The following is a 25,951-nucleotide window of genomic DNA, read 5'->3' as shown; positions in this document are numbered from 1 at the left end:
TCAAAAGTTTCAAGCAAAGTTTCAAGCGTCACATAATGTGACACACGTCACTCAGGTAACGGCGTAATGGGACGGCCCGGACGTGCTCATACAGATGGATCGGCCAACCGGCCACCGGCCCGACCGGCCACACCCGCCCCGGAGATCGCCCATGTACTTCGCCCTGGAACAGCCCACCGGCGCCCATCTGCTCACCGCCGACGACGAGGAACTGTCCGTCCCCGTCACCCTTCGCTACGCCTCGGACGACCCCCTGGCCGTGCACTTCATATTCCCGGCCTGGATCTCGCTCGACGAGGAGGAGGTGATCTGGACCTTCGCCCGCGGCCTGCTGGAGGAGGGCCTCGGCCACCCGTCGGGGCTGGGCAACGTCCACGTCCGCCCGTTCGGCCCGTCCCGCACGGCCGTTGAGTTCCGCGCCCCGGAGGGCGCAGCGGTCGTCCTCTTCGAGACGACGTCCCTCTACCGCTTCCTGCTCCGCTCGTACGAGGTGACGGAGCCCGGCGGCGAACCGGTGGGCCACGCCCTGGACCAGGGGCTGGCGTCGCTGCTGGGCGGCGTATGAGGGGGCGGAGGATGAGTGGAGGGCGTACGAGTGGAGGGCGTAAGAGTGGGTGGTGGCGGGCCTACTTCTTGGGCCGTTTGTCCTCGGTCGTCATCTTCTCGTTGATCTGCTTGGCCAGCTCGTCGTCCAGCTTCTTGAACTCCCGCACCACCGCGTCCGACATGCTCGCGAGCGCGTCGAGCTGCTGCGTGATGTCCTCGCGCCCGTCCTCCCAGTTGGACTCGAAGTCGTCGAGGGCGTCGTTGACGCTGCCGTCGCCGATGTCGTCCTTGTACTGGTCGAAGAGCTTCTTGGTGTGGTTGAGCCGCGTCTTGATCGACCGCAGCCGGCGACCGTAGTCCTCCAGCTCGCTCAGCGGGAGTGAGAGGTCGCTCTTGCCGCCCTGGCCCATATGTGACTCCCCCCGGTCTCGTAGTCTGACGTGAACGTTACAACGGAAGGTCGACGTCATGGCCCGCTACATGGAGGCGCTCACGATCGAGCGCGGGGGTTTCCGGATCAAGGTCCCGGAGTCGTGGTGGGAGTTCGACGTGCGACCCGAGTCCCGGGACGACTCGATCCGGCGGATGGTGAACGAGCGGGTCGCCCAGCGCCCGGAACTGGCCCAGCACCGGGACGTCTACACGGACTTCCTCCGCAAGGCCGCCGCCGACGCCTGGAAGTCGGGTGCCCTGTACTGCGGCTGCATGGCGGAGAGCTTCGGCGGCGACACCCCGATCACGGGCTCGGTGACGGTGTCGCTGGTCGGCGGTCGCGACGAGCGGGGCGAGCCGTTGTCGAACGACCCGTCCGTCATCGCGGGCCAACTCGCCGTGAAGGAAGCCAAGAAGGACGGCGACTCCTGGCGCAAGGTGACCACGGTCGACATCCCGGGCGTGGGGACCGCGGCACGGACGTACGGCATCGAGGACATCGCCGTCCCCGACGACGCGCTCAACCGGACCATCCGGGCGGTGCTGATGCAGACGTACATCCCTGTTCCCGGGCAGGAGGGCAAGGTCGCGCTGGTGGCGGGCAGCAGCCAGGTGCTGGACCTCGCGGACTCGTTCTTCGACATCTTCGACGCGATCACTTCTACGTTCCGGTTCACGGGCTGACGGTCGCGGGGACGGCGGCGGGGACCGCGACGGGGACGGTGACGGGGACGGTGACGGCGGCGGGGGTTTCGGAGAAGGGGCCGGCGTACGACGTGTTCGGCCCCGTGTGGGCGGTGCTGGACCTGGGGGCCGCGGCGGGGGCGGAGTCGCTGACGGAGTTTGTGGCGGCACGCCGGGAGGAACTGGACGGGCTGCTCGGTGTCGTACGACGACTCGGGGACTTCTCCCCGGAGTTGATGCAGATCTTCGAACGGCAGGGCGGCTGGGCCGACGGGCGCCATGAAGTAACGGCCGAGTTCTTGATGCTGCACTCGGGGTGCATCGAGGAGTACCCACCGAACGTCGACGACCCCGCGGTGCTGCGGCGGATGGTGAGCATGGGCGGGGACCTGCAACTGACCAAGCTGGTGGACGGGTTGGTGGGTGCGGGGGCGGCGCGTGGCGTGGCTGCCGAGTCGGGTGCGCCGCTGGTCGTGGCGGCTGTACGGGCGGCGGCTGCACTGCTGGGTGTCGATGGCGGACCGGCGGCGCGGGACGCGTTCCGGATGTGGCGGGTGGTGTACCTCCCGGGGGTGCTGGTGCCGGATTCCCCGACGCCGCAGGCCGCGAAGGAGTGCCTCAGGGCATACGCCCGCGCACTGGAAGTGGCGGTGGCCGCATGACGCCGAGGAAGTGGGACTGGGAGACCGGCGAAGGCCTCCTCGGCATGGACGACCCCGCCGAGGTGGACGCCGCGCTCGACCGCCGCGACGACAGACTCGGCGCGGCGGTGATCGGCCTCGCCCTCAACTGCCCGCCGGAAGTGGTGTCCCCGAGGATCATCCGGGCCCTGGAGCTGCTGCCGGGCCCGGGCCGTGACTTCCCGTTCACGGCGACCGCCCACCTGGCCCGCCTGGACGGCCGACTGACTCCGGAGCTGTACGCGGCACTGCGCGCGGAGGGCCGCGGGGGCGCCGCCGACCATGCCATCGACGACACGGTGACGTTCGTACCCTTTCGGGACCTACCGATGTGGTTCAAGTGGCAGCGGGTGTACCTGAGGATGTGGGACAAGCTGGAGACGTGGCGGCTGAACGTCACGTGGGCCGCAGAGGACTTGGGAAATTCCCTGCGCCGACGCCCCGGGGGAGGCTCGGGTGAGTGAAGGGCGCGAACGGTGTCGGACATGTGGGGGACGATGAGGCCCGTGCCGACCCACGTGTACCGCGTCACCAAGTACAACCCCGCTGACCGCGACGGTCATGGCCACTACACCGGTCCCGAGGACACCGTCAGCGACCACGGCGAGGTAGAGGCGGCACGCACCCGCGAGCTCGGCCTGTTCCCCGAGCGCCTGGACGCCTCCCCGTACGCCTTCGAGACCGAGGAGGAGGACCAGGCCGTCGAGCGGCCTGGCGACGATGACTTCTGGGCCGACCTGCACAGGACAGTCACCGACGGCCACGCGGGGATCCTGGAGGAGACGTACCTCGAAGGCGCCTCACGATGGCACCACCTCTCCACCGACACCCTCTTCTCGCTTCGAGCCGCACTGGCCCCCAGGGCCCGTCTCGCTGTCTGGCCGCCCTTGTCCACCGACATGACGCCGTCCTGAGTGCCCTGCCGTCCGACGGCCTCGTCGAAGGCGTATGGCAGGACGACGACGGCATCATCCACAGCGCCATCGCCGACGAGGACGAGTTCCCGCAACTGGCCGCCCGGTTCTCCAACGCCCATGCCGCCGCGCTCCTGTCCGTAGAGGTGAGCGCCATCGGTCAGACCGAGCTTCACCTCGAACGACCGTGACCTGTAAGTTCGCGTGTGCACATAGCTGTTGTTAGTGATGCACACGTGACGGGGGTCGCACATGGCGGGGCATCGGCCGACGGATTGGCATGTCCTGGACTTGGACAAGGATCCGACGCCGGGTGATCCGGACCGGGTGCGGAAGCTGGCCAAGACGCTGCATGACTTCGCGGACGATGTCTCCGACGCGCTGCGGCTCATCAAGGGCATGTCGGATGAGAACACCCTGCTGGAGTGGGCGGGCAAGTCGGCGGAGGTGTTCAAGGAGGAGTTCGGCGGGGTTCCGAAGAACCTGAAGAAGCTGAAGAAGTCCTACGACCTGTGCGGGGATGCGCTGGCGGACTTCTGGCCGGAGCTGGAGCGCGCTCAGGCCCTGGCCGACCGGGCGCTGGCCAAGGCGCGGGAGGCCCAGGCCGATCTCTCCTCCGCCAACTCCCGTCTCTCCTCGGCCGATTCATGGGTGACCCGGGCGAACAAGGAAGCCGACAAGTACAAGGACGATCCCACCGGCAGCAAGTCCAGCGCCGACAAGCCGGATGAGGCGAAGGTCCGTGCCGCGACCCGGGATGCCCAGCACGCGCAGTCCGCCCAGACCCGGGCGCAGTCGGACGTCGACAGTGCCCAGGATGCCCTCGACGCGGCGAAGAAGATGGCCGCGGATGCCCGCAAGATGCGTGAGGACGCGGCCCGGGACGCGAAGACGAAGATCGACGAGGCCTCCGATGCCGGTATCCAGAACCGCTCCTGGTGGGAGGAGGTCGGCGACTGGTTCACCGACAACTGGGACAACATCGTCGCCGCCTGCAAGATCGTCGTCGCGGTCGTGGGCATCGTCGCGATGATCATCGGTGGGCCGATCCTGGGTGCGATCGTGTTGATCGCCGCGGTCGTGGTGCTCGCGGACACGCTCTACAAATACTCCAAGGGCCAAGCCTCCCTGTGGGACGTCGGGTTCGCGGCGCTGGACTGCATACCCGGTATGAAGGGCCTGACCACGCTCGGCGGCCTCGCGAAGGGCATGAAGTCGCTCGGCAAGGGCGGCCTCAAGGCCATGGCCAAGGGGCTGGGGAAGAAGGGTCTTCGCAAGGAGGCGGACAACGCCGCCGCGAAGGGCAAGCAGGCCAAGGGGCGCTGCAAGAACGGCGACCCCATCGACATGGTCTCCGGCGAGATGCTCATGGAGGAGACCGACCTCGACCTGCCCGGACTGCTCCCGCTGGTGCTCCGGCGTACGCATCTCTCCACGTACCAGTGGGGCCGCTTCTTCGGTACGTCATGGTCCTCCACCCTCGACGAACGGCTCGAACTGGACGACGAGGGCGCCGTCTTCGCCACCGAGGACGGCATGCTCCTCTTCTACCCGGTGCCCCGGCCGGGTGCCTCGGTCCTGCCGTTGGAGGGGCCGCGCTGGACTCTGGACTGGGACGGCGTGGCGGGGGCACCCCTGCGTATCACCGATCCGTTCAGCGGCGTCACACGCCACTTCTCCCCGCCCGGAACTCCGGCGGCGGCCGACGAGGTGTTCACCCTCCACCTCGCCGCCCTCACGGACCGCAACGGCAACCGGGTCGACATCGACCGCACCACCGACGGGCTGCCCACCGCGGTACGCGACTCGGGCGGCCGGCACGTGCACGTGGACACCGACGGGACGCGCGTCACCGGGCTGCGGCTGCACAACCCGGAGGACGGACCCGACGGCACGCTCGTGAGGCGCTTCGCCTACAGCCCCGAGGGCGACCTCACCGAGGTCTACAACTCCAGCGGCCTGCCGCTGCGGATCACGTACGACGACCGCGCGCGCATCACCTCATGGACCGACCGGAACGGATACGCGTACCGCTTCACGTACGACGCTCTCGACCGCTGTGTCGCGGGCGAGGGCGCTGACGGACGCCTGTCCTGCACCATCGCGTACGACACCGATGCGAGGGAGACCCGTTACACGGACTCGCTCGGCAACACGACGACGTACCGCCACAACGCCTCGTACCAACTCGTCTCCGTCACCGACCCGCTCGGTCACACCACCCACTCCGAGTGGGACCGCCATGACCGGCTGGTCTCCCGCACGGATCCCCGTGGCCGGACCACCCACTACGCGTACGACGAACTGGGCGCGCCGGTCTCCGTCACCCACCCCGACGGCAGGCGGGAGTCCGCGGAGAACAACGCCTTCGGGCAGCCCGTGTCGGTCGTCCAGGCCGATGACCATGTCTGGCACATGGAGTACGACACCCGGGGCAACCTGACCGCCGAGACCGACCCCACCGGTGCCCGGATCGGCTACCGGTACGCGGACAACGGCGCGCTCGCCGCGATCACCGACGCCGCCGGCCGTACCGCCGCGCTGGCGACCGACGCGGCGGGCATGCCGGTGGCGTCCACCGACGCCGAGGGCTGGACCACCCGGTACGAGCGCGACGCGTTCGGCAGGGTCGTCACGCAGGCCGACCCGGACGGGTCCGTCACCCGGCTGAGCTGGACACCGGACGGCCGTCCGGCACAACGCGTCCTGCCGGACGGCACGGTGGAACGACGTGCGTACGACGCCGAGGGCAACCTCGTCGAACACACCGACTCCCAGGGCCGGGTGACCCGCTTCGAGTACGGCGGATTCGACCTCCTCGCCGCCCGCACCGAACCCGACGGCTCCCGTCTGGAGTTCGCCTACGACAGCGAGTTGCGCGTCACGTCGGTCGTCAACCAGCAGGGATCCGCCTGGAGTTACTTCTACGACGAGGCAGGACGGCTCGTCCGGGAGCGGGACTTCGGCGGCCGCACCCAGAGCTACCGGTTCGACGCGGCCGGCCGCCTCGTGGGACAGACCAATGGCGCGAGCGAGTTCATCGACTACGTACGCGACGACTTCGGCCAGGTCACGGAGCAGCGGACGCCGACCGGCGTCACCCGGTACGAGTACGACGCCATCGGCCATGTCCGCCGCGTCGTCGGCGAGCGCGCGGAACTGACCTACGAGCGCGACGCCCGCGGCCGGATCCTCGCCGAGACCTGCAACGGGGCCACCGTACGATCCGCCTACGACGTGCTCGGCAGGCGCATCCGGCGCGTCACCCCGTCGAACGCCGAGAGCACCTGGGAGTACGACGGCCGCGACCGGCCGGTGCTGCTGCGGACGGCGGGCAGAACCGTCACGTTCGCGTACGACGGGGCGGGACGCGAGACCGAGCGCCGCGTGGGTGGCATCGCGCTGAGCCAGACCTGGGACGCCAACGGGAGGCTGAGTACGCAGACCCTGACCACGGGCGGCGTGGACGGCGGTCCGTTCGCGGCGGACGGGCGGCAGCGCATCCAGCATCGCGCCTACCGCTATCGGTCGGACGGAACCGTCGCCGCGGTCAGCGATCTCCTCGCGGGCGACCGCCTGATCGACGGCGACGGCCTCGGACGGGTCACCGGAGTGCGTGCGGCGACGTGGTCGGAGCGGTACGCCTACGACGCTGCGGGCAACCTCACCGAGGGCGAGTGGCTGAACGCGGCCCCGGCGCACTCCGCACCGCAGTCCGTACCGGCCCCCGCGTCGGACACCGTCCGCCGGGCCGGGGACATCAGCTACGAGTACGACGCCCAGGGCCGGGTGGTGACCAGGCGGAAGAAGCGTCTGTCCCGCAGGCCGGACGTGTGGCAGTACCGCTGGGACGGCGAGGACCGCCTGGTCGGGGTGACGACGCCCGACGGTACTCGATGGGCCTACGAGTACGACCCGTTCGGCCGGCGGATCGCCAAGCGGCGGCTCGCCGCGGACGGCGTGACCGTGGTCGAGGAGGTGACGTTCGTCTGGGACCGGTTCGTCCTGGCCGAACAGATCACCAGGGTGGGCGACTCCGCGCCGACGTGCACGGTCTGGGACTGGGAGCAGGACCGCTTCAGCCCGGTCACCCAGGTCGAGCGAGTGGCGTCGCCGGACCTCCCCCAGGAATGGGTGGACGACCGCTTCTACTCCATCGTCACCGACCTGGTGGGCACGCCCACCGAGATGGTCACGGAGCCGGGCGAGGTGGCCTGGCGGGCACGGAACACGGTGTGGGGCGCCCCGCTCGACGTCCCCGGTCAGGACGACGCGTACTGCCCGCTTCGGTTCCCCGGCCAGTACCACGACCCCGAGACGGCGCTCAACTACAACTACCAGCGCCACTACGACCCGGAGACAGGCCGGTACGCGTCCCTGGACCCCCTCGGCCTGGCGCCGGGCCCCAACCCGCGTGTGTACGTACGCAACCCCTTCACGGCCATCGACCCCTTCGGCCTCTCACCCTCCTGCGACCAGGAGGCACTCGACGGCGCCAGGTGGCGGGCCGACCTCGAACAGGGCCGGCCCGGAGCGAGCAAGCAGACCAGGCCGACGAGCTCCGCGGGGCTCACGGTGCCGGGGCAGGGCACCTTCACCGGTGCGAGCATCAAGGGCGGCGGCAACCACCCCAACCTCCACCCCGATGTGCAGGCCGCCTACGACCGGGTCCCGCACGACATCCGCCCGACGGGCAACCAGCACAGCCGATGCGGTGAGGCGGAGGCCCTCTCGTCGGCCCTGCATGCCGGGGCCGACCTGCGAGGTAGTGTCATGGCCTCCGTGGACGTGCGCGCAGCGGGCAACCCCAAGCACGGCGCGCCCAAGGCGCCCTGCCCCTCCTGCCAGCATGTACTTGATCAACTCGGTATCAGGGCGGTGACGTAGACATGAGCGGGGAGACCGTGCGGCGGTGGTCGTCGGAGACGGACGGTGTGCTGCGACGGGCGGGCTGGCAGCAGGGGCGCTCGGTGGCGACGGAGACGTGGGAGGCGATTCTGCGTGAGCGGGGTTCCTTCGTCCTCCACGAGGCCGCTCGCCGATTCCTCGCCGAATTCGGCGGGTTGGTGACCTACGGCTGGCCGGCGGACTCGGCGGTGACGCAGTCGGCGGTCCGGTTCGACCCGCTCGCGGCGGAGTGGGACCAGGAGACGTTCGCCAGGCTGAGCGAGAAGGCCGGGACGCCGTTGTGCCCGGTCGGCCGGGCGGACAGCGGGAACAGTTACCTGGGTGTGGCGGAGAACGGGGCCCTGTACCTGGCCAGGGAGGACGTGGAGCAGCTGGCCGACTCCGCGGACCGGGGGCTGGAGGTGCTCGTACGGTCGCAGGCGACTATGGCGGACCTCTGGACGCCGGGGACGCCAAGTGGCTCGCACGCGTTCTGGGATCGCGTGGTGACGGTGTCTGCCGGTGGTGACGAGGGTGGGCGCTGGCCCGAGGAGACCGACCGTGTGCTGCGTGCGGCCGGGTGGTATCCGGGGCGGTCCGTCCCTACCGCGACCTGGGAGAGCGTGCTGCTCCTGCACGGGGAGTTCGAGATCCACGAGGCCGCGCGACGGTTTCTCGCCGAGTTCGGTGGTGTCGGGGTCCCGTTCAGGGAGCCGTGGGACTCGATGCCCTGGGGCGAGTTCCGGCTGGATCCGCTGATGGCTCTCTGGGACGACGAGATCTTCGACGACCTCAGTGAGCAGGCCGGGACGTATCTCTACCCGGTCGGCATGGTCGACCGCCGGAACCAGTACCTGGGGATCGCGGAGACCGGTGAGGTGTACGTCGGCATGGACTCCGTCGCACTTCTGGCGCCGACGCCGGACGAGGCGATGCAGAGGCTCACGAGGAGAGTTCGGGAGTCTTGAGGCTCTTGAGGCTCTTGAGGAACGTGGCGAAGACGGGGGGCGGGAAGGCGAGGGTGCCGTGGGTCGGGTTCTTGGAGTCGCGTATCGCTATGAGGGTGCGCAGGTCCGCTGTCTCTACGCACTCGTTGCCCTCCCCGCCGCCTGAGTAGGACGACTTGCGCCACTGAGCGGGGGTGGTCATGGCTTGGTCCTCACAGTTCCCTGGCCGTCTGGTGGATGAGGTCACGTGACCGCTCGGGGTCGAGGAGGGTGCAGAGATGACTCCGCGCATTCTCGAGTGGCGCGGAATCGAGGTCCCGGATTCGGTTCGTGACCGGGTACAGGCATGTTCCGACCGAGGCCAGCTTGAACTCTGGGCCCAGCGCGCGGTCCACGCGACGCAGGCGGAGGATCTGTTCGTCGGCAGTGCGGGCTGACTGCCAGGATCTCCCGCATGGGCCCCATCCTCACTGAGCGGCGATCACCATGGGTCGTCTTCGCGCGTTCTGACGACCCTTGGGTGTACGTCGAGACAGCCACGCTCCAGAAGCTGGGAGGCCGTGTCTTCCGCTTGGACGGTCGGGAACTGTCGGAGCCGGCCGCGCTGTTCGCCGTGTTCGCGCGGGAGTTGGGCTTCCCGGGGTACTTCGGGCACAACTGGGACGCCCTCGTGGAGTGTCTGCACGACCGGCATGACACGGCTGACCAAGTTGTTCTCATCGAGCACGCCGATGGGCTGCTCGGTGCCGACTTTCTCGGTGTCTTCGTCTCCGTGCTCTGCCAGGCGGCCTGGCGGGCGAATCTGCAGCTCGACGCCGATGGGGTGCAGGACCCGGACTGGACGGCGTTCGCGCTGCACTTCGTGTTCGTACTCGACGACACCCTGCCTGCCGACTTCGGCGAGGCCGTCGCCGGGGGGATGGACGTGGAGGTGTCTCAGGGAGAGGGCCGGCTCGCGGTGACCCTCTCCCGGGAGGACTGGCCGGAGGGTTAGGGGGAGAGGGTCAGCGGGAGTCGACGTGTTGGAAGTCGACGGCCGTGATCCGGGCGGCCTTCGGCGTCAGTTCGGCCACGCCCTGGCCCTGGAACTCGTCGGTGATCACGGCGCCCCGGGTGGCGCCGAGGGCGGCCTGCTCATCGCTCGGCACGAGTGAGGCGTTGGAGCGGTAGGCGGGCTTCAGCAGGGTTTCCTGGGTGTGCGAGGCGGCGAACAGGGCGAGGATGCCGCCGTCCGCGGTCCGCAGCGCGTACACGCTGGGGTCGGCCGGGGGCTTGGTGAAGAACTTCTCGGTGGCGGCGCCGTCGGCCCCGCCCTCGGTGCTGCTCTTCTTGTAGGTCTTGAGGGCGTTCTTGACCGGCTCCGTGGAGGCGAGGCTCTTGCCTTCCTTCGTGCCGCCGGTCGCGAGAAGGTCCTCGTAGGCGGTGGCCACGTCGGACGGGGCGAGCTTGCCGACCTTCGTGTCGGCGCTGACGGCCTGGGCCAGGCCGCCCTGACCGACGGCGAGTTCCGGGAACGGTTCGCCGCTGTCGGCCCACAGGGACAGCACCATCTTGTACGTCCCGTCCACCTTGTCGAAGACCAGCAGTACGGAACTCTTCGCGTTCTCGCTGGAGCTGGCCCGGACGGCGAACCAGTCGCCGGTTCCCTTCTCCGGGATCACGTACTGGCGGTCCTGGTAGGAGAAGGGCTTGCCGTAGGCCTTCCGGTCCTTCGCCGAGAAGGTCGGGACGAGGGTGTAGGTCGCCTTGTCCATCGCGTAGACCTGGCCGCCCTCGACCGTACCCAGGAGCTTCTCGTCCAGAGCCGCGTTGGCCTTGTTGTTGACCTTCTCGTACTTGTCCATCACCGCGGCGGCGGCCTTCTCGGTCACCACGCCCTGGGGTGCGGCGCTCGCGGACCCCTCACCGTTCGCGCCGTCGGACGCCTTGCCTCCGCCGCAGGCGGTGAGGGTGAGCGCCGTGGCCATGCCGAGCGCGGTTGCGGTCAGGCGGCGTCCGTACGGGGGGCGGGGGCGGGACGTCATCAGGGCTCTCTCTTCTCTTGTGATGGTGGTGAGTCGGCGGTGCGGGCCCGGGCGCGCGTGTCAGCGGTTGATCGCCTGGATCTCCTGGACGGTCATGTCCTGCGTCGTCTCGAACGTCCCGTCGGGGAGGTCGCCGCCGGTGCCGTCCGAGCCCTCCCAGGTGATCTGCCAGGTCACGGAGGCCGACAGGTGGTACGGCGTGCCGTTGGTGGCCTTCAGGTAACGGATGCCGCAGGGCGGCGTCTTCTCGGCGTCGCCCTTCGCGTACGGCGTTCCGATCGAGCCGTCGTCGTTGATCGTGCAGTCGCCGGAGGCGGGGTACGTCTCCGCGTCCTCCGTACCGGGGGCCAGATGCAGGGCGACCGGCTTGGCCGTCGTCTCCGCCCACAGGCCTGTGTTCGGGAGTTCGGCGCGGACCTTGACGTCCTGGAAGGTGCCCTTGTCGAGCCAGACCCAAGTGGGCAGGTTCACCGTGGACTTGGTGGCGGGCTTCAGCTCGATCGCGGTGTCGGGGACCTCGATCTTGTCGTAGGCGTAGTCGGCCAGCGTCTCCGGGGTGGGCGCGTGGGCGATCTTCGGGATCTGGCCCGCGGGCTGCCAGAACATGACGCGGGTGCAGTCCCAGGAGTCCGGGTCGGAGATGTCCGGGGCGACGCTGCGCCAGAAGTAGCCGTCCTGGCCGAGGTTGTAGTTCTTGTACCCCTCGACGGTGGCGCCGTCCTCGAAGTAGTTGATCGTGGACTTCTCGTCCCGGTAATAGTCCGTCCAGAGCTCTTTTCCGGCCCAGTACTCGTGGATCCCGACGTCACCGACCCCGTTGGTCTCCGAGAAGTCCTTCAGTGTCGCGGGCGTGAAGACCGGCTCGTACCAGCACGCCGGGGGCTTCCAGTCGGCGTCCACGGAGGCGACGGCGCCGCGCTTGCCGCCGGTGGGGCCGCTGATCTGGGTGACCTTGATCCGGGACTGGCCGGCGGAGGCCAGCAGGGTCTTCCCGTCGGCGCCGCCCTGCGTGGTGTCATGGCCGCCGGGCACGGGCTTTCCGGCGTACGCGGTGCCCGTGGTCCAGACGAGAGCCCCCGTGGTGAGGGCCAGGATCCAGCTCGCCCGTCGTGAGGGGATCACTCCTGGCATTCCGTCGCCTTCTCCGTGACGGTGATCTGCTGGGCACGCCACACCGGCGAGCCCTTCGCGGACGCCATGACGATGCTGAACTTGAGGAAATCGTCCGGGCTTTCCTCGGTGCGCAGGACCTTTCCGCTCTTCACTTCCTTGCCGTACACCTTGGAGGCGTCCTCGCAGAAGGCGACGGTCACGAGCTTCACCTTGTCCGAGTCACCGGCCGCGCTGGTCTCCGCGCGGTAGTAGCGGTCCTGGCCGGTGAGCGTCCAGCCGCCCTTCACGTACTCCTTGATCTGGGAGTTCGCGTACCGGGCCGCGTCCCCGGCGGAGTAGTACTGATAGGCGGGGTCGTCGGGGGCCTGCTGGGTGATGCCGTGGTTCAGCGCGCGGATGTAGTTCTCCGCGTCCGCGAGTGCCGCCGCGTTGCCCGCGTCCGACGGCTTCTCGAAGTCGAAGACCAGGTCCAGGTCCTTGGGGAGGCTCACATCAGGTCTGTCCGCCGCGGGCGACGCCGAGGCGGAACCCGAAGCCGAAGGACTCCCCGAAGCCGTGTCCGCCCCCTTGATGTCGTCAGACGACGAGTCGTCACCCCCACCGCACCCGGCGAGCAGAAGCGCCGCCGACATGGCGAACGCGGCGGCAGTGACAGGCAGGGCGCGGCGGGCCACGATGGATCTCCCCCGGAGGTCGGCGTGTGCAACGGGGAACGAAGTTATCAGGGGCAGGTAAGGGGCCTTTAACTGCCTGCGGGGGGTTGTGTGGGGAGCGTGAGGGTATCGCGTGGCGATTGCGAACGCCGTTGTTCATGGAGGGCTGCAGTGTGGGCAACTCCGGCATTTCTGGCGGGTCGTGAGGAATTGATCTGAGGTTGTCCACAGGCCCCTGCCCGACCTTCGACGGCGTATCTAAGATCTCTGTAGGCTCAGCACACTCCTCAGGACACCCCTCAGGACACCCTCACTCACTCCGTCACCCACTCCCTCCACACACCACCCAGGACACCCGCCATGGCACGACGCCGCAGTTCAAGCTCGTCAAGCTCGACGGGAAACACGACCGCCACGACCGCCGCCACGACCGCCGCCACGACCGCCGCCACGACCGCCTCCGCGACCCCGAGGAACCGCACCCCGCAGGCCGTGCGGATCCGGCGGCGTTCGTTCGGCGACTTCGTCAAGGCGTTCCTCGCGTTCGTCGCGCTGCTCGTGCTGGTGGTCGGAGTGCCGGGGGCGCTCGCCGTCACGGTCGGATGGCCGTTGCCGAACGGGGTGCCGAGCCTCGACTGGCTGCAGGAGCCGATCACCACCGGCACCTTCCTCCACATCCTCACCGTCATCGTCTGGCTCGCCTGGGCGCAGTTCACCGCCTGCGTGCTCGTGGAGATAAAGGCCGCCGTCTCCGGAGTCGGCGTCCCCGGCCGCGTCCCCGGCGCCGGTCCGAGCCAGGTCCTCGCCCGGCAGCTGGTCGCCGCGCTGCTCCTCGTCGGTGCCACCGCCGCCAGCCTCACCCCGGGCCTGTCCCAGCTGGGGCACGCCTTCGACGAGAACCAGCGCGGAACCGTCGCCGCCGCCCAGCAGACCCCCGGCGGCGGGCTCTTCGCCCAGCAGCAGGAGCAGGCGGCCAGCACCGCCGCCGCCCTTGCCGAGCAGGCGGCCGACGCCGCCTCCCACGCCGAGGCCCAAGGGGGTTCCTCGAAGGCCGACGACACGAAGTACTACCGGATCCAGCCGCCCGAGGGCCGTCACCACGACTCGCTGTGGGAGATCGCCGAGCGGCACCTCGGTGACGGACGCCGGTACAAGGAGATCTTCGACCTCAACAAGGACCGCGTGCAGCCGGACGGCTCCAAGCTGTCCGAGGCGAGCCTGATCCGGCCCGGCTGGATCATGGAGATGCCGGGCGACGCGCGCGGTGGGGATCTCGTCGAGATGCCCGAGGCGGGTGGCTCCGCCGCCCAGCAGCAGCTGCACGACTACGCCAAGGCCGGCGGCGACCAGGCCGGCGGGGGCGGCGGTCACGCCCAGGGCGGCGATCACGCACAGGGCGGTGGAGCGCAGGGCGGCGCCGCCCAGGTCTCCCTCCCCGACCAGCGCCCCGCCCCCGACCAGCAGACCGGCGGCCACCAGGAGCACCAGCAGCACGCCACCGGAACCTCGGCCGCGTCCGACGCCTTCGGCCTCCCGCAGGCCCTCATCGGCGCCCCCCTTCTCGCCGCCGGTCTCCTCGGCGCCCTCGGCCGCCGTCGCCGGCAGGCCCTGTGGCAGTCGGCGTTCGGTGCCGTCGGCGGCCGGCGCGGCATGGAGCCGCCCACGCCGACCGGCGACGCCGCCGATGCGCAGGACGCGCTGCTCGTGGGCGCCGACCCCGAGGGCGTACGACTGCTGGACCGGTCCCTGCGCGGACTCGCCGCCTCGCTCGCCGCCGAGTCGCGGCCGCTGCCCACCGTCTACGCCACCTGGCTCAGCAACAACGGCGACCTGCACCTCCAGCTCGCCCAGCCGTCCGGCAACCCGCCCGCCCCCTGGCAGCTCGGCCAGGACCAGACGTTCTGGATGCTCGCCCGCACCGACGCCGAGCGGTACGAGGACGTCGACGCCGCGGCTCCGTACCCCGGGCTCGTCAGCCTCGGCACCATGGACGACTCCCGGCTGCTGCTCAACCTGGAGGCCGTGCCCGGCATCGTCTCCTTGAGCGGCCGCGAGGCCGACCGCGCCGCCGTGTTCGCGTCCGTCGCCGCCGAACTGGCCACCAACGGCTGGTCGGACCGCATGACCATCACCCTCGTCGGCTTCGGCGAAGACCTCACCCCGCTCGCCCCCAACCGGCTCCGCCACCTCGACGGCATCGACGACCTCGTCGAGACCATGGAGGCCGAGACCCGGCAGCGGCGCGGGGCCCTGGGCGCCGCCGGCCACGACTCCGTACTCACCGGCCGCACCGGGCCCGCCCAGCACACCCGCTGGGCCCCGCACCTCGTGCTCCTGGCCGCCGAGCCCTCCGCCGACGACGCGATGAAGCTCGCCGAACTCGCCGCCGACGCCGGCCGCCTCGGCATCGGCTACCTCGTCGGCACCGAGAGCGGCGATCTGCCCGGCGCCGCCTGGGAGATGGAGGTCACCGGCGAGGGCAAGCTGCTCGCCCCGCTGCTCGGCCTCGAACTCGACGCCCAGCTCCTGCCCGTGCCGCTCCAGCGCGCGGTCGTCGAGCTGTTCGTCGAGTCCGACCCCGAGCGCGAACCGCAGGGACCGGCCACCGCACCGCCGTTCCTCGTCGACATCAGCGAGCAGGGACGCCCGGCCGTGTACGCACGGCTCGTGGGGCCGTACGAGATCATCGGCCTCGACACTCCCGACGGCGACCGGAGCGCGCTCCTCCATGAGGCACTCGCCCTGCTTCTGCTGCACCGCGAGGGCGTGCACCCGCGCGTGCTGGCCTCCGCGCTCTGGCCGCGCGGCGTGACGGACGATGTCCGCGAGGCCCTCCTTGACCGGCTCCGCGCCTGGCTCGGCACCGAGCCCGACGGCACCCCGAGGCTCAAGACCGACCGGACCGGACGCCTCACCCTCGCCAAGTCCGTCGTCTCCGACCTCGACGTGCTGCGCTCCCTCTACCACGAGGCCACGCAGGGCCGCGGTGTCGACAGCCGTGCCGTGCGCGGGCGGCTGCTCACCGACGCACTCGTGCTGGTGCGGGGACCGCTCCTCGCCGACCGTCCCGAGGGCCGCTACCGCTGGCTCACCCACGAGATCATCGACGCCCAGCTCCCGCTGCTCGTCGCGGACATCGGGCTCGCGCTGTCCGAGTTCCACCTCGTCAAGGACCGCGCGGAGAAGGCCATCGAGGCCCTGGGCGCCGCTCTCAACTCCGCCCCCGGCGACGAGCGCCTCTGGCACGAACTCCTGCGCGCCACCCATGCCACCGGCGACACCGCCCGCCTCCAGGCCCTCGCCGCGGACCTCATCGGCCGCAGCGGCGCCCGCGGCCTCCCGCCCCGCACCGAGGCCCTCCTCGACGAGCTCCTCCCGACGTGGCGCAACGGCGTCGCGGCCGTGGGATGACCGACCCGACCCCGCTCCTCGTCCTCGCCGCCGCGCTCTGGGGCGCGGCGGCGGGCGCGTTCCTTCCGCGGGCCGCGTACCGGTTCTCCGTCCCGGCGGGGGAGGAGTGGCGGAAGGCCTGCCCCGAGGGCCATCGCATCCGGGGCTGGATCGGCCGGGCCCGCTGCGGCGAGTGCGCACCAGCACAGCCGTACGACGGCCAGGGGGTCCTTCTCCCCGTCGTCACCGCCCTGCTCTGCGCCGCCCTCGCCGCCGCCACCGGCACCCGGCCCGAGATCGGCGTCTGGCTGCTGCTCGCTCCCGTCGGCGTACTCCTCGCGGTCGTCGACCTGCGCGTCCAGCGGCTGCCCGACCCCCTCACGCTCCCCTTCGCGGCCGCCGCCCTCCTGCTCCTCGGCGCGCTGTCGTTCGTGCCGGAGCACACCGGGGACTGGCCGCACGCCGCGTTGGGCGCGCTTGCGCTCGGCGGGGGCTACTTCGTGCTGTTCCTCATCAACCCGGCCGGCATGGGCTTCGGCGATGTGAAGCTGTCGCTCGGGATCGGGGCGCTCCTCGGCTGGTACGGCTGGCCGACGGTCATGCTGGGCACCTTCGCCGGCTTCCTCCTCGGGGCGCTGTACGGCGGTGCGCTGGTCGTCGCGCGGAAGGCGGGGCGCAAGACGGCGATCCCGTTCGGGCCGTTCCTGATCATGGGGGCGTTCGTGGGGCTGCTGGTCGGGGCATACGCGGCCTGACGTCGGTGCCGCACAGGTGCTGGCGTAGGCTGACGGGGTCCGTCCCATACGGATAACTCTGTCCACAACCCTTGACGAAAGGGACGCCCCGGTGACCGAGAAGGCCGACCTTCAGTCCGTCCTCGACCGCGCCGCCGCCGGTGGGCGGATCACTCCGGAGGAGGCGCTCGACCTCTACCGCGACGCCCCGCTGCACGCGCTGGGCGCGGCCGCCGACGCCGTACGACGCCGTCGGTACGCGGGGACCGAGCACATCGCGACGTACATCATCGAGCGGAACATCAACTACACCAACGTGTGCGTCACGGCGTGCAAGTTCTGCGCCTTCTACGCCCCGCCCACCGCCAAGGACAAGGGCTGGACCCGCGACCTCGACGACATCCTGCGCCGCTGCGCGGAGACCGTCGAACTCGGCGGCACGCAGATCATGTTCCAGGGCGGGCACCACCCGGACTACGGCGTGGAGTACTACGAGAAGCACTTCGCGGCCATCAAGAAGGCGTTCCCGCAGCTCGTCATCCACTCCCTCGGCGCGTCCGAGGTCGAGCACATGGCGCGGATCTCGAAGGTCACCGTGGACGAGGCGATCCAGCGGATCCACGCCGCAGGCCTCGACTCCTTCGCGGGCGCCGGAGCCGAGCTGCTCCCCGAGCGCCCCCGCAAGGCCATCGCGCCGCTGAAGGAGTCCGGCGAGCGCTGGCTGGAGATCATGGAGACCGCGCACAAGCTGGGCGTGGAGTCGACGTCGACGATGCTGATGGGCACCGGCGAGACCAACGCCGAGCGGATCGAGCATCTGCGGATGATCCGTGACGTACAGGACCGGACGGGCGGCTTCCGGGCCTTCATCCCGTACCTCTACCAGCCGATGAACAACCACCTCAAGGGCCGTACCCAGGCCACGATCCTCGAGTACCTGCGGATGATCGCGATCGCCCGGCTCTTCATGGACAACATCGCCCACATCCAGGGCTCCTGGCTCACCACCGGCCAGGACGCGGGCCAGCTCACGCTGCACTACGGCGCGGACGACCTCGGCTCGGTCATGCTGGAGGAGAACGTCGTCTCGGCGGCCGGCGCGAAGCACCGCTCCAACCTCCAGGAAATGATCGACATGATCCGTACGGCGGGGCGGGTCCCGGCCCAGCGCACCACGACGTACGAGCACCTCGTCGTCCACGAGGACCCGGCGAACGACCCCGTCGACAACCGTGTGATGTCCCACATCTCGTCCACGGCGATCGAGGGCGGCACGGCACATCCCGAGCTGAAGATCCTCGCGTCCAACTGACGTGCCGGTGCGTACGATTCACGCGGCCGACGCGCTCCGGTACGGGTGGGACGAGGAGTTCGAACCCGTGCCGGACGGTGCCGTCGCCGTGGAGGCCGACCGTGTCGTCGGCATGGGGACGCTGGCCGAGGTCCAGGAGCAGTATCCGGATGCCCGGGTGCGCCGCTGGCCCGGCATCCTCGGTCCCGCCCTCCTCCACCAGGGCCCGCTCCCGGAGGCGCCGACACCGCGGGAGCGTCTGCACGCGGTGCTGAAACTGGGGGCGACGGCCGTGCTGGAGGAACACGCGAGCACCCCCGAACTGCGGGCCGCCGCCGCCCGGAACGACATCGTCGTGGTACCGCCGACGATGCCTGTTAGCCGCCCGTACGCCAGGATCGGCGCCGGCCGCGCGGACCTGGCCGTCTTCGACGAGAACGGCGAGTGCATCGCGACGGTCCTCGGGGGCCGGCTGGTCCACCGCCGGCGCTAGTTCTCCTCCCCTGAGCGGGCCCTGACCGGGCCTTCGGGGGGCGTACTGCAAGAATGGCCGGGTGACCCGCGCTTCCCTGAACAAGCAGCCGCACGAAGTCGCCTCGATGTTCGACGACGTGGCGGAACGGTACGACCTGACGAACGACGTGCTCTCGCTCGGCCAGGACCGGGCGTGGCGCAAGGAGGTCGCGAAGGCGGTCGACGCCCGGCCCGCGCAGAAGATCCTGGACCTGGCGGCGGGTACGGCGACCTCGTCGCTGCCCTTCGCGCAGACCGGTGCCTACGTCGTCCCCTGCGACTTCTCGCTGGGCATGCTCAAGGTCGGCAAGAAGAACCACCCGTGGCTGCCGCTGACGGCGGGCGACGCGACGAAGCTGCCCTTCCAGGACGACACCTTCGACGCGGTCACCATCTCCTTCGGGCTGCGCAACGTCCAGGACTTCGACGCGGCCCTGCGCGAGATGCACCGGGTGACCAAGCCCGGCGGACGGGTCGTGATCTGCGAGTTCTCGCACCCGACCTGGGCGCCCTTCCGTACGGTCTACACCGAGTACCTGATGCGCGCCCTGCCGCCGGTCGCCCGCGCGGTCTCCTCCAACCCCGACGCCTACGTCTACCTCGCCGAGTCCATCCGCGCCTGGCCCGACCAGCCCGCACTGGCCGGGCACCTGCAGAAGGCCGGCTGGTCGAAGGTGGCGTGGCGGAACCTGACGGGCGGGGTCGTGGCCCTGCACCGGGGGTTCAAGGCGAGCTGAAGGCCCGGGCGAGCTCAAAGCTCGGGCGAGCTCAAAGCTAGGGTGAGCTCAAAACCCGGGCGGGCCGAAGGCTCCCGGTGTGCTGACGGTCAGGGCGGGCCGAGCCCGACGGTGCACGGATCTCCCGGCTCGTCCATCTCACGCTGCAGTCCGCCACCCGACGGCCTCGGCACGCGCGGCTCGCGCATGCCTCCGCCGCCTTCACCCGGACCGAAGTCGAACCACACGTAGACCATCGATTCCCGCGGCACCTCGGCTCCGGGCTGCGGGTACTGGCGTACGACGTAGTCGACGACGGTGAGGTGGAAGTCCTTCCGGTCCGGCGCATTGAGGAACAGGCCCTGCGCCTGCGCCGTCTCGCGCGCGTCCACGGCCATCAGCCCGACAAGCCGTGGTACGCGCACTTCAGGCGTTTTGGGTGTTATTCGCACAGATGTCACCCCCAGCGGTACTGGCAGGGTAACCGCACTGGGGTGCTACCCGGAAGCGCTGAGTGTTTTTCTGTAGCCGATTATCACTGTGCGTGATAAATGCGGATCGAGCTCCTCCGCTACAGGGCCAGCCGGAAGCACAGCGCGTCCTCCTGGAACTGCGGATGCGGGAAGGTCTCCGCCAGCTCCATACCCAGCTTCCGGGTGACCGCGACCGACCGCTCATTGCCGGGTCTGACCATCGCCACGACCTTCTCCACGCCCGCCGCCCGCAGGCGTTCGAGCGTCATCTGCGCGGCGGCGGTGGCGTACCCCTTGCCCCAGTACGCGCGCCCCAGCCGCCAGCCGATCTCGATCTCGCCCTTGGGACCCCAGTCCCGCGGCCACGGCTGGGCGCCGGTGAACCCGATGACCTGCCCGTTCTCATCGACCATGGTCCACAGACAGAAACCCAGCTCGGCGTCGTGCCGGCGCTGACGGGCGGTGAGTTCCTCGTAGACGTACAGCTCGGCGCCCTTGCCGCCGTGGAACTCCATCACCTCCGGGTCGTCGAAGATCCGGTGCCAGGCGACGGCGTCCTCGTCGGTGGGGACACGCAGCCGTACTACGGGGAGAGCTCGGTTCACGGGGCAGCCCTTCAGCCAGGTGATCAATCGTGCTGAATAGACTGCCCATGTCCAGTGCCGGTCGGCACGCAGATTTCGAACTTGGGGAGATCCCGCCGTGACCGCCGTGACCGAGCCCCACTCCGAGCCCCTGTCCGAGAACACCGCCGACGTCATCGTCGTCGGCGCGGGGCCGGCCGGCTCCACGACCGCGTACTACCTCGCCAAGGCCGGACTCGACGTGCTTCTCCTGGAGAAGACCGCGTTCCCGCGTGAGAAGGTCTGCGGCGACGGTCTCACCCCACGTGCCACCAAACAGCTGGTGTCCATGGGCATCGACATCTCCGAGGAGGCCGGCTGGCTGCGCAACAAGGGCCTCCGGATCATCGGCGGCGGTGTCCGGCTGCAGCTGGACTGGCCGGATCTCGCCTCCTACCCGGACTACGGACTCGTCCGCAAGCGCGACGACTTCGACGAGCAGCTGGCCCGGCAGGCGCAGAAGGCGGGCGCGCGGCTGTACGAGCAGTGCAATGTCGGCGCCCCGATCATCGACGAGCGCACCGGCCGCATCACCGGCGTGCACGCGAAGCTGGGCGACTCCGGTGAGAAGCGCGAGGTCACCTTCCACGCGCCCCTGGTGGTCGCCGCCGACGGCAACTCCACCCGCCTCTCCCTGGCGATGGGCCTGCACCGCCGCGAGGACCGCCCCATGGGCGTCGCCGTCCGCACGTACTTCGAGTCGCCGCGCCACGAGGACGACTACCTGGAGTCCTGGCTGGAGCTGTGGGACCGCCGCGGCCCCGAGCCCCGTCTCCTGCCGGGCTACGGCTGGATCTTCGGCATGGGCGACGGCACGTCGAACGTCGGCCTCGGTGTCCTGAACACCTCCGACTCCTTCAAGGAGCTCGACTGGCGCGAGGTGCTGAAGGCCTGGTGCGCCTCGATGCCTCAGGAGTGGGGCTACACGCCGGAGAACATGACCGGCCCCATCCGCGGCGCCGCCCTCCCCATGGCCTTCAACCGCCAGCCCCACTACACCAAGGGCCTCCTCCTCGTCGGTGACGCCGGCGGCATGGTGAACCCCTTCAACGGCGAGGGCATCGCCTACGCCATGGAGTCCGGCCAGATCGCCGCCGACGTCATCGTCCAGGCCCACGCCCGCCCGACCCCCGCGAGCCGCGAACTGGCCCTCCAGCGCTACCCGCAGGTCCTCAAGGACACCTACGGCGGCTACTACACGCTCGGCCGCGCCTTCGTGAAGCTCATCGGCAACCCGAAGGTCATGAAGATCGCGACCCAGCGCGGCCTGACCCATCCGCTGCTCATGAAGTTCACCCTGAAGATGCTCGCCAACCTGACCGACCCGACGGGCGGCGACGCGATGGACCGGATCATCAACGGGCTGAGCAAGGTGGCGCCGAAGGCCTGAACCGGCCTTCCCTCCACGGCGGTTGCCGGGTGCGGTGCCCGATCCTGTTGTGTGGATGCTGTGGGTGATGGGCCACCGGGGGTTCCGGCCTCCGGGGCCCCTCCCTACCCTCCGGTGCCCATGACAACAGAACACACAGGGCACCCCTTGCGGCAGCCCCAGGGCCCCACCCGCAGACGCTTCCTGGCCGGTACGGGCGGAGCCGCCCTCGCCGGTGCCGGGGGAGCGGCCGGCGCGCTCGCGTTATGGCCCGCCGGGAGCGCGCACGCCGCTCCCGGCAAGCGGGTCGCCGTCCTCGGCGGCGGGGTCTCCGGCCTCAGCGCCGCCCATGAACTCGTCGAACGCGGCTACGCCGTCACCGTCTACGAGTACTACGACGCCCTCGGCGGCAAGGCCCGCTCGATGCCCGTCCCCGGCACCGCGACCGGCGGCCGTGCCGATCTCCCCGCCGAGCACGGCTTCCGCTTCTTCCCCGGCTTCTACCGGAACCTCCCGGACACGATGCGCCGCATCCCGGTCCCCGGCAGCGCCGGTGGCGTCCGCGACCGCCTCCGCAACGCGACCGAGGAACTGTTCGCCCGCGCGGACGGACGTCCCGACCTGCATTTCCCGTTGCGCCGTGCCACCACCCCGCCCGCTCCCGGTGACCTCACCCCGCTCTGGATCCGCGACCAGATCCTCTCCGTCCTGGACCTCGCGACCAACCTCCCCGCCCACGAGGCCGCCTACTTCGCCGACCGGGTCCTGGTCCACCTCACCAGCTGCGACGCCCGCCGCGAGGACCAGTGGGAGAAGACCTCCTGGTGGGACTTCATCCGTGCCGAGGACATGAGCGCGGAGTACCAGACGGTGCTGGGCATCGGCCAGACCCGCAACCTCGTCGCCACCCGCGCGGAGGTCGCGTCCACCAGGACGGTGGGGCGCGTGATCATCGAGGCCCTGATCCTGTGGGGCCTCCTCGGCCGCGGCATGGACGGCGCCGACTCCGACGTCGACCGCGTTCTCGACGCCCCCACCAGCGAGGCCTGGATCGACCCCTGGGAGGTTCATCTGCGCTCCCTGGGCGTGGAGTTCGTCCTCGGCACGCAGGCCCATGACGTCCTGTACGCCGGCGGCCGGGTGACCGGCGTCCGCGTCTCGGCCCGCGACGGCGGCGACGAACGGACCGTCACCGCCGACCACTACGTCTGCGCGCTCCCGGTCGAGCACGCGCGCGTGACCTGGGGCCCGGCCCTGCGCGCGGCCGATCCGCAGCTCGCGCGTTGCGACGCGCTGCAGACCGACTGGATGACCGGCGTGATGTTCTACCTCCGCACCCCCACCCCCGTCGTCCACGGCCACGTCAACTGCCTCGACTCACCCTGGTCGGTGACGGCCGTCGGCCAGGCGCAGTTCTGGCCCGGACGGGACTTCGCGCGCGACTACGGCGACGGCCGGGCCCTCGACTGTCTCTCCGCGATCATCTCCGAGTGGGACAAACCCGGCATCCTGTACGGCAAGACGGCCAAGGAATGCACGAGGGAGGAGGTCGTCGCCGAACTCTGGGCCCAGCTGAAGGACGGCCTCAACGACGCCGGCAAGACGACCCTTGTCGACGAGGACCGGCTCGGCTGGTTCATGGACCCGGCCGTGACGGGCCTGGGCGGCCCGGAGCCGCGCAACCGCGAACAACTCCTCATCCACCCCACGGGCACCCTCTACAACCGCCCCACGGCCCGCACAAAGGTGCCGAACTTCTTCCTCGCGGGCGACTACGTCCGCACGGACGTCGACCTGGCCACCATGGAAGGCGCCAACGAGTCCGCGCGGCTGGCCGTCAACGCACTGCTGGACGCGGACAATTCGGACGCCGAGCGGTGTGAGATCCGGGAGCTGTTCCGTCCGCCGGAGCTGGAGCCACTGAAACGGATCGACGAGGTGCGCTACCGGCTGGGGCTGCCGAACACCTTCGATCTGGGATAGGGGCAGGCTGGGACAGGGACAGGCAGAAGGGCCGCAGCCCCCGAGCGGCTGCGGCCCTTCTGGAAACCCTGTCGCCTCAGAGTACGCGCACCGCGCCCGAGGCCGGGTAGCCCGACAGGTCCTGGATGACAACGCCCTTGGACGGGTTGGCCGCGTCCAGGTACTGGCCGCCGCCGATGTAGACGCCCACGTGGTACGCGGAGCCCTTGCCGCCCCAGTACAGGACGTCGCCGACCTGGATCTGGGAGAGCGGGATGTCGGTGCCGGCCATCGACTGGTCCTGCGAGACGCGCGGCAGCTCGACGCCGACCTGCTTGAACGCCGCCTGCACCAGGCTGGAGCAGTCCCACGCGTTGGGACCGGTCGCGCCCAGGACGTAGGCGTCGCCCACCTGTGCCTTGAGGAAGGCGATGACGGTCGCGACGCTGCCGCTGGCGGGCGCCGAGGCGGTCGTGGTCGCGGTGAGGGTGGTCCGCTCCGAGGAACGCGAGGCTGCGGCCTCCGCGGCGGCCTTGCGGGCCTCCTCGGCCTTCTTCTTCGCCTCGGCCTTCTTCTTCGCCTCAGCGAGGTCCTTCTTGGCCTCCGCGGCGGCAGCGGCTGCGGCCGCGTCACGCTCGGCCTGGAGCTCGTAGTTCGCGGCGGCCTGCTGAGTGGCGTCCGCGGACTGAGCGACCTGGGCGGCCAGGTCGGCCGTCAGGGTGGGCAGTTCGAGGGTCTGCGTCGTCGACTCGGCGGCGAACGCCGTGGCCGACGCGCCCGCGGCCGCCATGCTGAGTACGCCACCGGCAACTCCGGCGCGCACGGCGATCGAAGTCGTCGCGCTGCGGCGGGGTTTCCGGTGGCTGCGTATGTGAGCGGTGTGGGACATGAGAACAACCGGTATCAGGGGCTCCTCCATACCTTCAAGAAACGTGTCCTGCGCCACAGTTGTTCAACGGAAGCCCCGAATTCACGCCCGGCTCTTCTTTATTGACGCCGTAACGGACATTGTGGACGTCGCCCAACACGGCCGTGATCACGTGCTTTCGCTGTTACGTCCGAATTGCCCCGCACCTACCACCGGTTGGGACGGGTGGCCAAGCCCCCTTCTCATCGGGCTCTCATCGATGTGGCGGAGGTCACGCAACGGTTACGGGGGCGCCTGCGTCACGCGCATGCACCTCTCCCTCACCCGCTCGTGAACGCGTGCACGCGTCCACACCCCTCCTCGGGGCTCCTTCTGATGTGTGAATGCGGCGCACTACCAAGCGGTCACGTCCAGCACCAATTTGCATGCAAGGGAAGTCTCTTGATATTGAGACGCCCACTCTCAGCTGCGCCGACGAGCCAAAATGTCACCTCTGGTGATCGCTCGGACGCTTCACGTACGAAGATCACCGCTCATCCGACTTCATGATCCTTCGTCAGGTGGTGGAGATCACAAAGCTTGTGCAATACCCCGTGTCGCAGATCACAGACCGGCGGGCATAAGATGCGGGGCAGTTGGGCTTGTGACCTGCTTCACATGTTCGCGATCTTCGCCGGGACGGGCGGGACTCGCGGGACACGTGAGGCGGGTGGTGGGCCTGATGCCATCGCCAGCAGTCAGTGCCGACTGAGAGGAGCGAGGAGCGGTGAACGCGTATGCGCCCATCCTCGTACTGGGAGCCCTCGGGGCAGGCTTTGCGATCTTCTCCGTGGTCATGGCCACGCTGATCGGTCCGAAGCGGTACAACCGGGCCAAGCTCGAGGCCTACGAGTGCGGGATCGAACCGACCCCCACGCCGGCCGGCGGCGGGCGTTTCCCCATCAAGTACTACCTGACGGCGATGCTCTTCATCGTCTTCGACATCGAGATCGTCTTCCTCTACCCCTGGGCCGTCACCTTCGACGCCCTGGGTGTTTTCGGGCTCGTGGAGATGCTGCTCTTCGTGCTCACCGTCTTCGTCGCGTACGCGTACGTATGGCGGCGCGGCGGCCTGGAATGGGACTGAGGGGCC

General features: G+C 69.9%; 24 protein-coding genes. 16 read left to right on the top strand and 8 right to left on the bottom strand.

Going from position 1 to position 25,951, the window contains the following annotated elements; translation table 11 throughout:
• The first annotated feature begins 151 nt into the window (after window positions 1-151).
• Window positions 152-565 carry an SsgA family sporulation/cell division regulator gene (locus tag PH203_RS23380; RefSeq protein WP_289922387.1) on the top strand — a complete coding sequence of 138 codons (414 nt, stop codon included), beginning with the start codon at window positions 152-154 and terminating at the stop codon, window positions 563-565.
• A 61-nt stretch (window positions 566-626) separates the two neighbouring features.
• Here PH203_RS23380 and PH203_RS23375 read toward each other — a convergent pair whose 3' ends face one another.
• Entirely contained in the window at window positions 627-956 is a 330-nt protein-coding gene (locus tag PH203_RS23375) for a hypothetical protein (protein WP_289922385.1), read from the bottom strand.
• Window positions 957-1,014: 58 nt separating this feature from the next.
• On the opposite strand from PH203_RS23375, the gene PH203_RS23370 reads away from it, so the two are divergent.
• The 6 genes from PH203_RS23370 (at window position 1,015) to PH203_RS23345 (ending at window position 9,111) form a co-directional block, all read left to right on the top strand.
• Window positions 1,015-1,662: a hypothetical protein gene (locus PH203_RS23370; RefSeq protein ID WP_289922383.1), complete on the top strand. Its 648-nt coding sequence runs from the start codon at window positions 1,015-1,017 to the stop codon at window positions 1,660-1,662.
• 38 nt (window positions 1,663-1,700) lie between these two features.
• Window positions 1,701-2,324, top strand: a complete 624-nt coding sequence (locus tag PH203_RS23365) for a hypothetical protein (RefSeq protein WP_289922381.1) — start codon at window positions 1,701-1,703, stop codon at window positions 2,322-2,324.
• Window positions 2,321-2,806, top strand: a complete 486-nt coding sequence (locus tag PH203_RS23360; protein WP_289922379.1) for a hypothetical protein — start codon at window positions 2,321-2,323, stop codon at window positions 2,804-2,806. The genes PH203_RS23365 and PH203_RS23360 overlap by 4 nt, the downstream gene beginning before the upstream one ends.
• A gap of 42 nt (window positions 2,807-2,848) precedes the next feature.
• Entirely contained in the window at window positions 2,849-3,256 is a 408-nt protein-coding gene (locus PH203_RS23355; protein ID WP_289922375.1) for a hypothetical protein, read from the top strand.
• Window positions 3,257-3,547: 291 nt separating this feature from the next.
• Complete coding sequence (locus PH203_RS23350; RefSeq protein ID WP_289922374.1) at window positions 3,548-8,143, top strand: DUF6531 domain-containing protein; 4,596 nt, start codon at window positions 3,548-3,550, stop codon at window positions 8,141-8,143.
• 2 nt (window positions 8,144-8,145) lie between these two features.
• Window positions 8,146-9,111: an SUKH-3 domain-containing protein gene (locus tag PH203_RS23345; protein ID WP_289922371.1), complete on the top strand. Its 966-nt coding sequence runs from the start codon at window positions 8,146-8,148 to the stop codon at window positions 9,109-9,111.
• On the opposite strand, the gene PH203_RS23340 is transcribed toward PH203_RS23345, so the two are convergent.
• Entirely contained in the window at window positions 9,086-9,292 is a 207-nt protein-coding gene (locus PH203_RS23340) for a DUF397 domain-containing protein (RefSeq protein WP_289922370.1), read from the bottom strand. The genes PH203_RS23345 and PH203_RS23340 overlap by 26 nt on opposite strands.
• Window positions 9,293-9,610: 318 nt before the next feature.
• On the opposite strand from PH203_RS23340, the gene PH203_RS23335 reads away from it, so the two are divergent.
• Window positions 9,611-10,084 carry a barstar family protein gene (locus tag PH203_RS23335; protein ID WP_289922368.1) on the top strand — a complete coding sequence of 158 codons (474 nt, stop codon included), beginning with the start codon at window positions 9,611-9,613 and terminating at the stop codon, window positions 10,082-10,084.
• Window positions 10,085-10,094: 10 nt separating this feature from the next.
• On the opposite strand, the gene PH203_RS23330 is transcribed toward PH203_RS23335, so the two are convergent.
• From PH203_RS23330 to PH203_RS23320, 3 genes are read right to left on the bottom strand one after another with little or no spacing between them, the layout of a single operon-like run.
• On the bottom strand, window positions 10,095-11,114 hold the full coding sequence (locus PH203_RS23330; RefSeq protein ID WP_289922367.1) for a hypothetical protein: 1,020 nt from the start codon (window positions 11,112-11,114) through the stop codon (window positions 10,095-10,097).
• A 60-nt stretch (window positions 11,115-11,174) separates the two neighbouring features.
• Window positions 11,175-12,245, bottom strand: a complete 1,071-nt coding sequence (locus PH203_RS23325; protein ID WP_289922366.1) for a hypothetical protein — start codon at window positions 12,243-12,245, stop codon at window positions 11,175-11,177.
• Window positions 12,233-12,718: a hypothetical protein gene (locus tag PH203_RS23320; protein ID WP_289922364.1), complete on the bottom strand. Its 486-nt coding sequence runs from the start codon at window positions 12,716-12,718 to the stop codon at window positions 12,233-12,235. Before PH203_RS23320 ends, PH203_RS23325 begins: the two co-directional genes overlap by 13 nt.
• Window positions 12,719-13,240: 522 nt before the next feature.
• On the opposite strand from PH203_RS23320, the gene PH203_RS23315 reads away from it, so the two are divergent.
• The 5 genes from PH203_RS23315 (at window position 13,241) to PH203_RS23295 (ending at window position 19,545) form a co-directional block, all read left to right on the top strand.
• Window positions 13,241-16,291, top strand: a complete 3,051-nt coding sequence (locus PH203_RS23315) for a BTAD domain-containing putative transcriptional regulator (RefSeq protein WP_289922363.1) — start codon at window positions 13,241-13,243, stop codon at window positions 16,289-16,291.
• Window positions 16,288-17,025: an A24 family peptidase gene (locus PH203_RS23310; protein WP_289922360.1), complete on the top strand. Its 738-nt coding sequence runs from the start codon at window positions 16,288-16,290 to the stop codon at window positions 17,023-17,025. The genes PH203_RS23315 and PH203_RS23310 overlap by 4 nt, the downstream gene beginning before the upstream one ends.
• A gap of 91 nt (window positions 17,026-17,116) precedes the next feature.
• Window positions 17,117-18,316, top strand: a complete 1,200-nt coding sequence (gene mqnC, locus PH203_RS23305) for a cyclic dehypoxanthinyl futalosine synthase (RefSeq protein WP_289922359.1) — start codon at window positions 17,117-17,119, stop codon at window positions 18,314-18,316.
• Window positions 18,317-18,323: 7 nt separating this feature from the next.
• The gene (locus PH203_RS23300; RefSeq protein WP_289922357.1) at window positions 18,324-18,788 is read left to right on the top strand and encodes a hypothetical protein; all 465 of its coding nucleotides are present in this window, start codon (window positions 18,324-18,326) and stop codon (window positions 18,786-18,788) included.
• 61 nt (window positions 18,789-18,849) lie between these two features.
• Window positions 18,850-19,545 carry a demethylmenaquinone methyltransferase gene (locus tag PH203_RS23295; RefSeq protein WP_289922355.1) on the top strand — a complete coding sequence of 232 codons (696 nt, stop codon included), beginning with the start codon at window positions 18,850-18,852 and terminating at the stop codon, window positions 19,543-19,545.
• An 89-nt stretch (window positions 19,546-19,634) separates the two neighbouring features.
• Here PH203_RS23295 and PH203_RS23290 read toward each other — a convergent pair whose 3' ends face one another.
• Together PH203_RS23290 and PH203_RS23285 are read right to left on the bottom strand one after the other, a co-directional pair.
• Complete coding sequence (locus tag PH203_RS23290; RefSeq protein ID WP_289922354.1) at window positions 19,635-19,949, bottom strand: PASTA domain-containing protein; 315 nt, start codon at window positions 19,947-19,949, stop codon at window positions 19,635-19,637.
• 146 nt (window positions 19,950-20,095) lie between these two features.
• A complete protein-coding gene (locus PH203_RS23285) occupies window positions 20,096-20,602 on the bottom strand; it encodes a GNAT family N-acetyltransferase (protein ID WP_289922352.1) in 507 nt (168 codons plus the stop codon).
• 106 nt (window positions 20,603-20,708) lie between these two features.
• On the opposite strand from PH203_RS23285, the gene PH203_RS23280 reads away from it, so the two are divergent.
• Together PH203_RS23280 and PH203_RS23275 are read left to right on the top strand one after the other, a co-directional pair.
• A complete protein-coding gene (locus tag PH203_RS23280) occupies window positions 20,709-22,010 on the top strand; it encodes a geranylgeranyl reductase family protein (RefSeq protein WP_289922475.1) in 1,302 nt (433 codons plus the stop codon).
• A 120-nt stretch (window positions 22,011-22,130) separates the two neighbouring features.
• Window positions 22,131-23,972 (top strand): FAD-dependent oxidoreductase, encoded by a 1,842-nt coding sequence (locus PH203_RS23275; protein WP_289922351.1) that lies wholly within the window; start codon window positions 22,131-22,133, stop codon window positions 23,970-23,972.
• Window positions 23,973-24,048: 76 nt separating this feature from the next.
• Here PH203_RS23275 and PH203_RS23270 read toward each other — a convergent pair whose 3' ends face one another.
• Window positions 24,049-24,870, bottom strand: coding sequence for a C40 family peptidase (locus PH203_RS23270; protein WP_289922350.1), 822 nt, complete (start codon window positions 24,868-24,870; stop codon window positions 24,049-24,051).
• 715 nt (window positions 24,871-25,585) lie between these two features.
• On the opposite strand from PH203_RS23270, the gene PH203_RS23265 reads away from it, so the two are divergent.
• Window positions 25,586-25,945: an NADH-quinone oxidoreductase subunit A gene (locus PH203_RS23265; RefSeq protein ID WP_007383963.1), complete on the top strand. Its 360-nt coding sequence runs from the start codon at window positions 25,586-25,588 to the stop codon at window positions 25,943-25,945.
• Window positions 25,946-25,951: the final 6 nt, after the last annotated feature.

The organism is Streptomyces sp. S.PB5 (genome assembly GCF_030403745.1).
In the GTDB taxonomy this organism is placed as follows: Bacteria; Actinomycetota; Actinomycetes; order Streptomycetales; family Streptomycetaceae; genus Streptomyces.
The sequence above is the reverse complement of the archived record's forward strand: the minus strand, read 5'-3'. Positions and strand labels throughout refer to the sequence as shown.

Bases quoted from the DNA above. Each gene is read 5' to 3' on its own strand.
- PH203_RS23380 (WP_289922387.1), top strand. From the start codon at position 152: ATGTACTTCGCCCTGGAACAGCCCACCGGCGCCCATCTGCTCACCGCC.
- PH203_RS23375 (WP_289922385.1), bottom strand. From the start codon at position 956: ATGGGCCAGGGCGGCAAGAGCGACCTCTCACTCCCGCTGAGCGAGCTG.
- PH203_RS23370 (WP_289922383.1), top strand. From the start codon at position 1,015: ATGGCCCGCTACATGGAGGCGCTCACGATCGAGCGCGGGGGTTTCCGG.
- PH203_RS23360 (WP_289922379.1), top strand. From the start codon at position 2,321: ATGACGCCGAGGAAGTGGGACTGGGAGACCGGCGAAGGCCTCCTCGGC.
- PH203_RS23345 (WP_289922371.1), top strand. From the start codon at position 8,146: ATGAGCGGGGAGACCGTGCGGCGGTGGTCGTCGGAGACGGACGGTGTG.
- PH203_RS23340 (WP_289922370.1), bottom strand. From the start codon at position 9,292: ATGACCACCCCCGCTCAGTGGCGCAAGTCGTCCTACTCAGGCGGCGGG.
- PH203_RS23330 (WP_289922367.1), bottom strand. From the start codon at position 11,114: ATGACGTCCCGCCCCCGCCCCCCGTACGGACGCCGCCTGACCGCAACC.
- PH203_RS23325 (WP_289922366.1), bottom strand. From the start codon at position 12,245: ATGCCAGGAGTGATCCCCTCACGACGGGCGAGCTGGATCCTGGCCCTC.
- PH203_RS23315 (WP_289922363.1), top strand. From the start codon at position 13,241: ATGGCACGACGCCGCAGTTCAAGCTCGTCAAGCTCGACGGGAAACACG.
- PH203_RS23310 (WP_289922360.1), top strand. From the start codon at position 16,288: ATGACCGACCCGACCCCGCTCCTCGTCCTCGCCGCCGCGCTCTGGGGC.
- PH203_RS23275 (WP_289922351.1), top strand. From the start codon at position 22,131: ATGACAACAGAACACACAGGGCACCCCTTGCGGCAGCCCCAGGGCCCC.
- PH203_RS23270 (WP_289922350.1), bottom strand. From the start codon at position 24,870: ATGGAGGAGCCCCTGATACCGGTTGTTCTCATGTCCCACACCGCTCAC.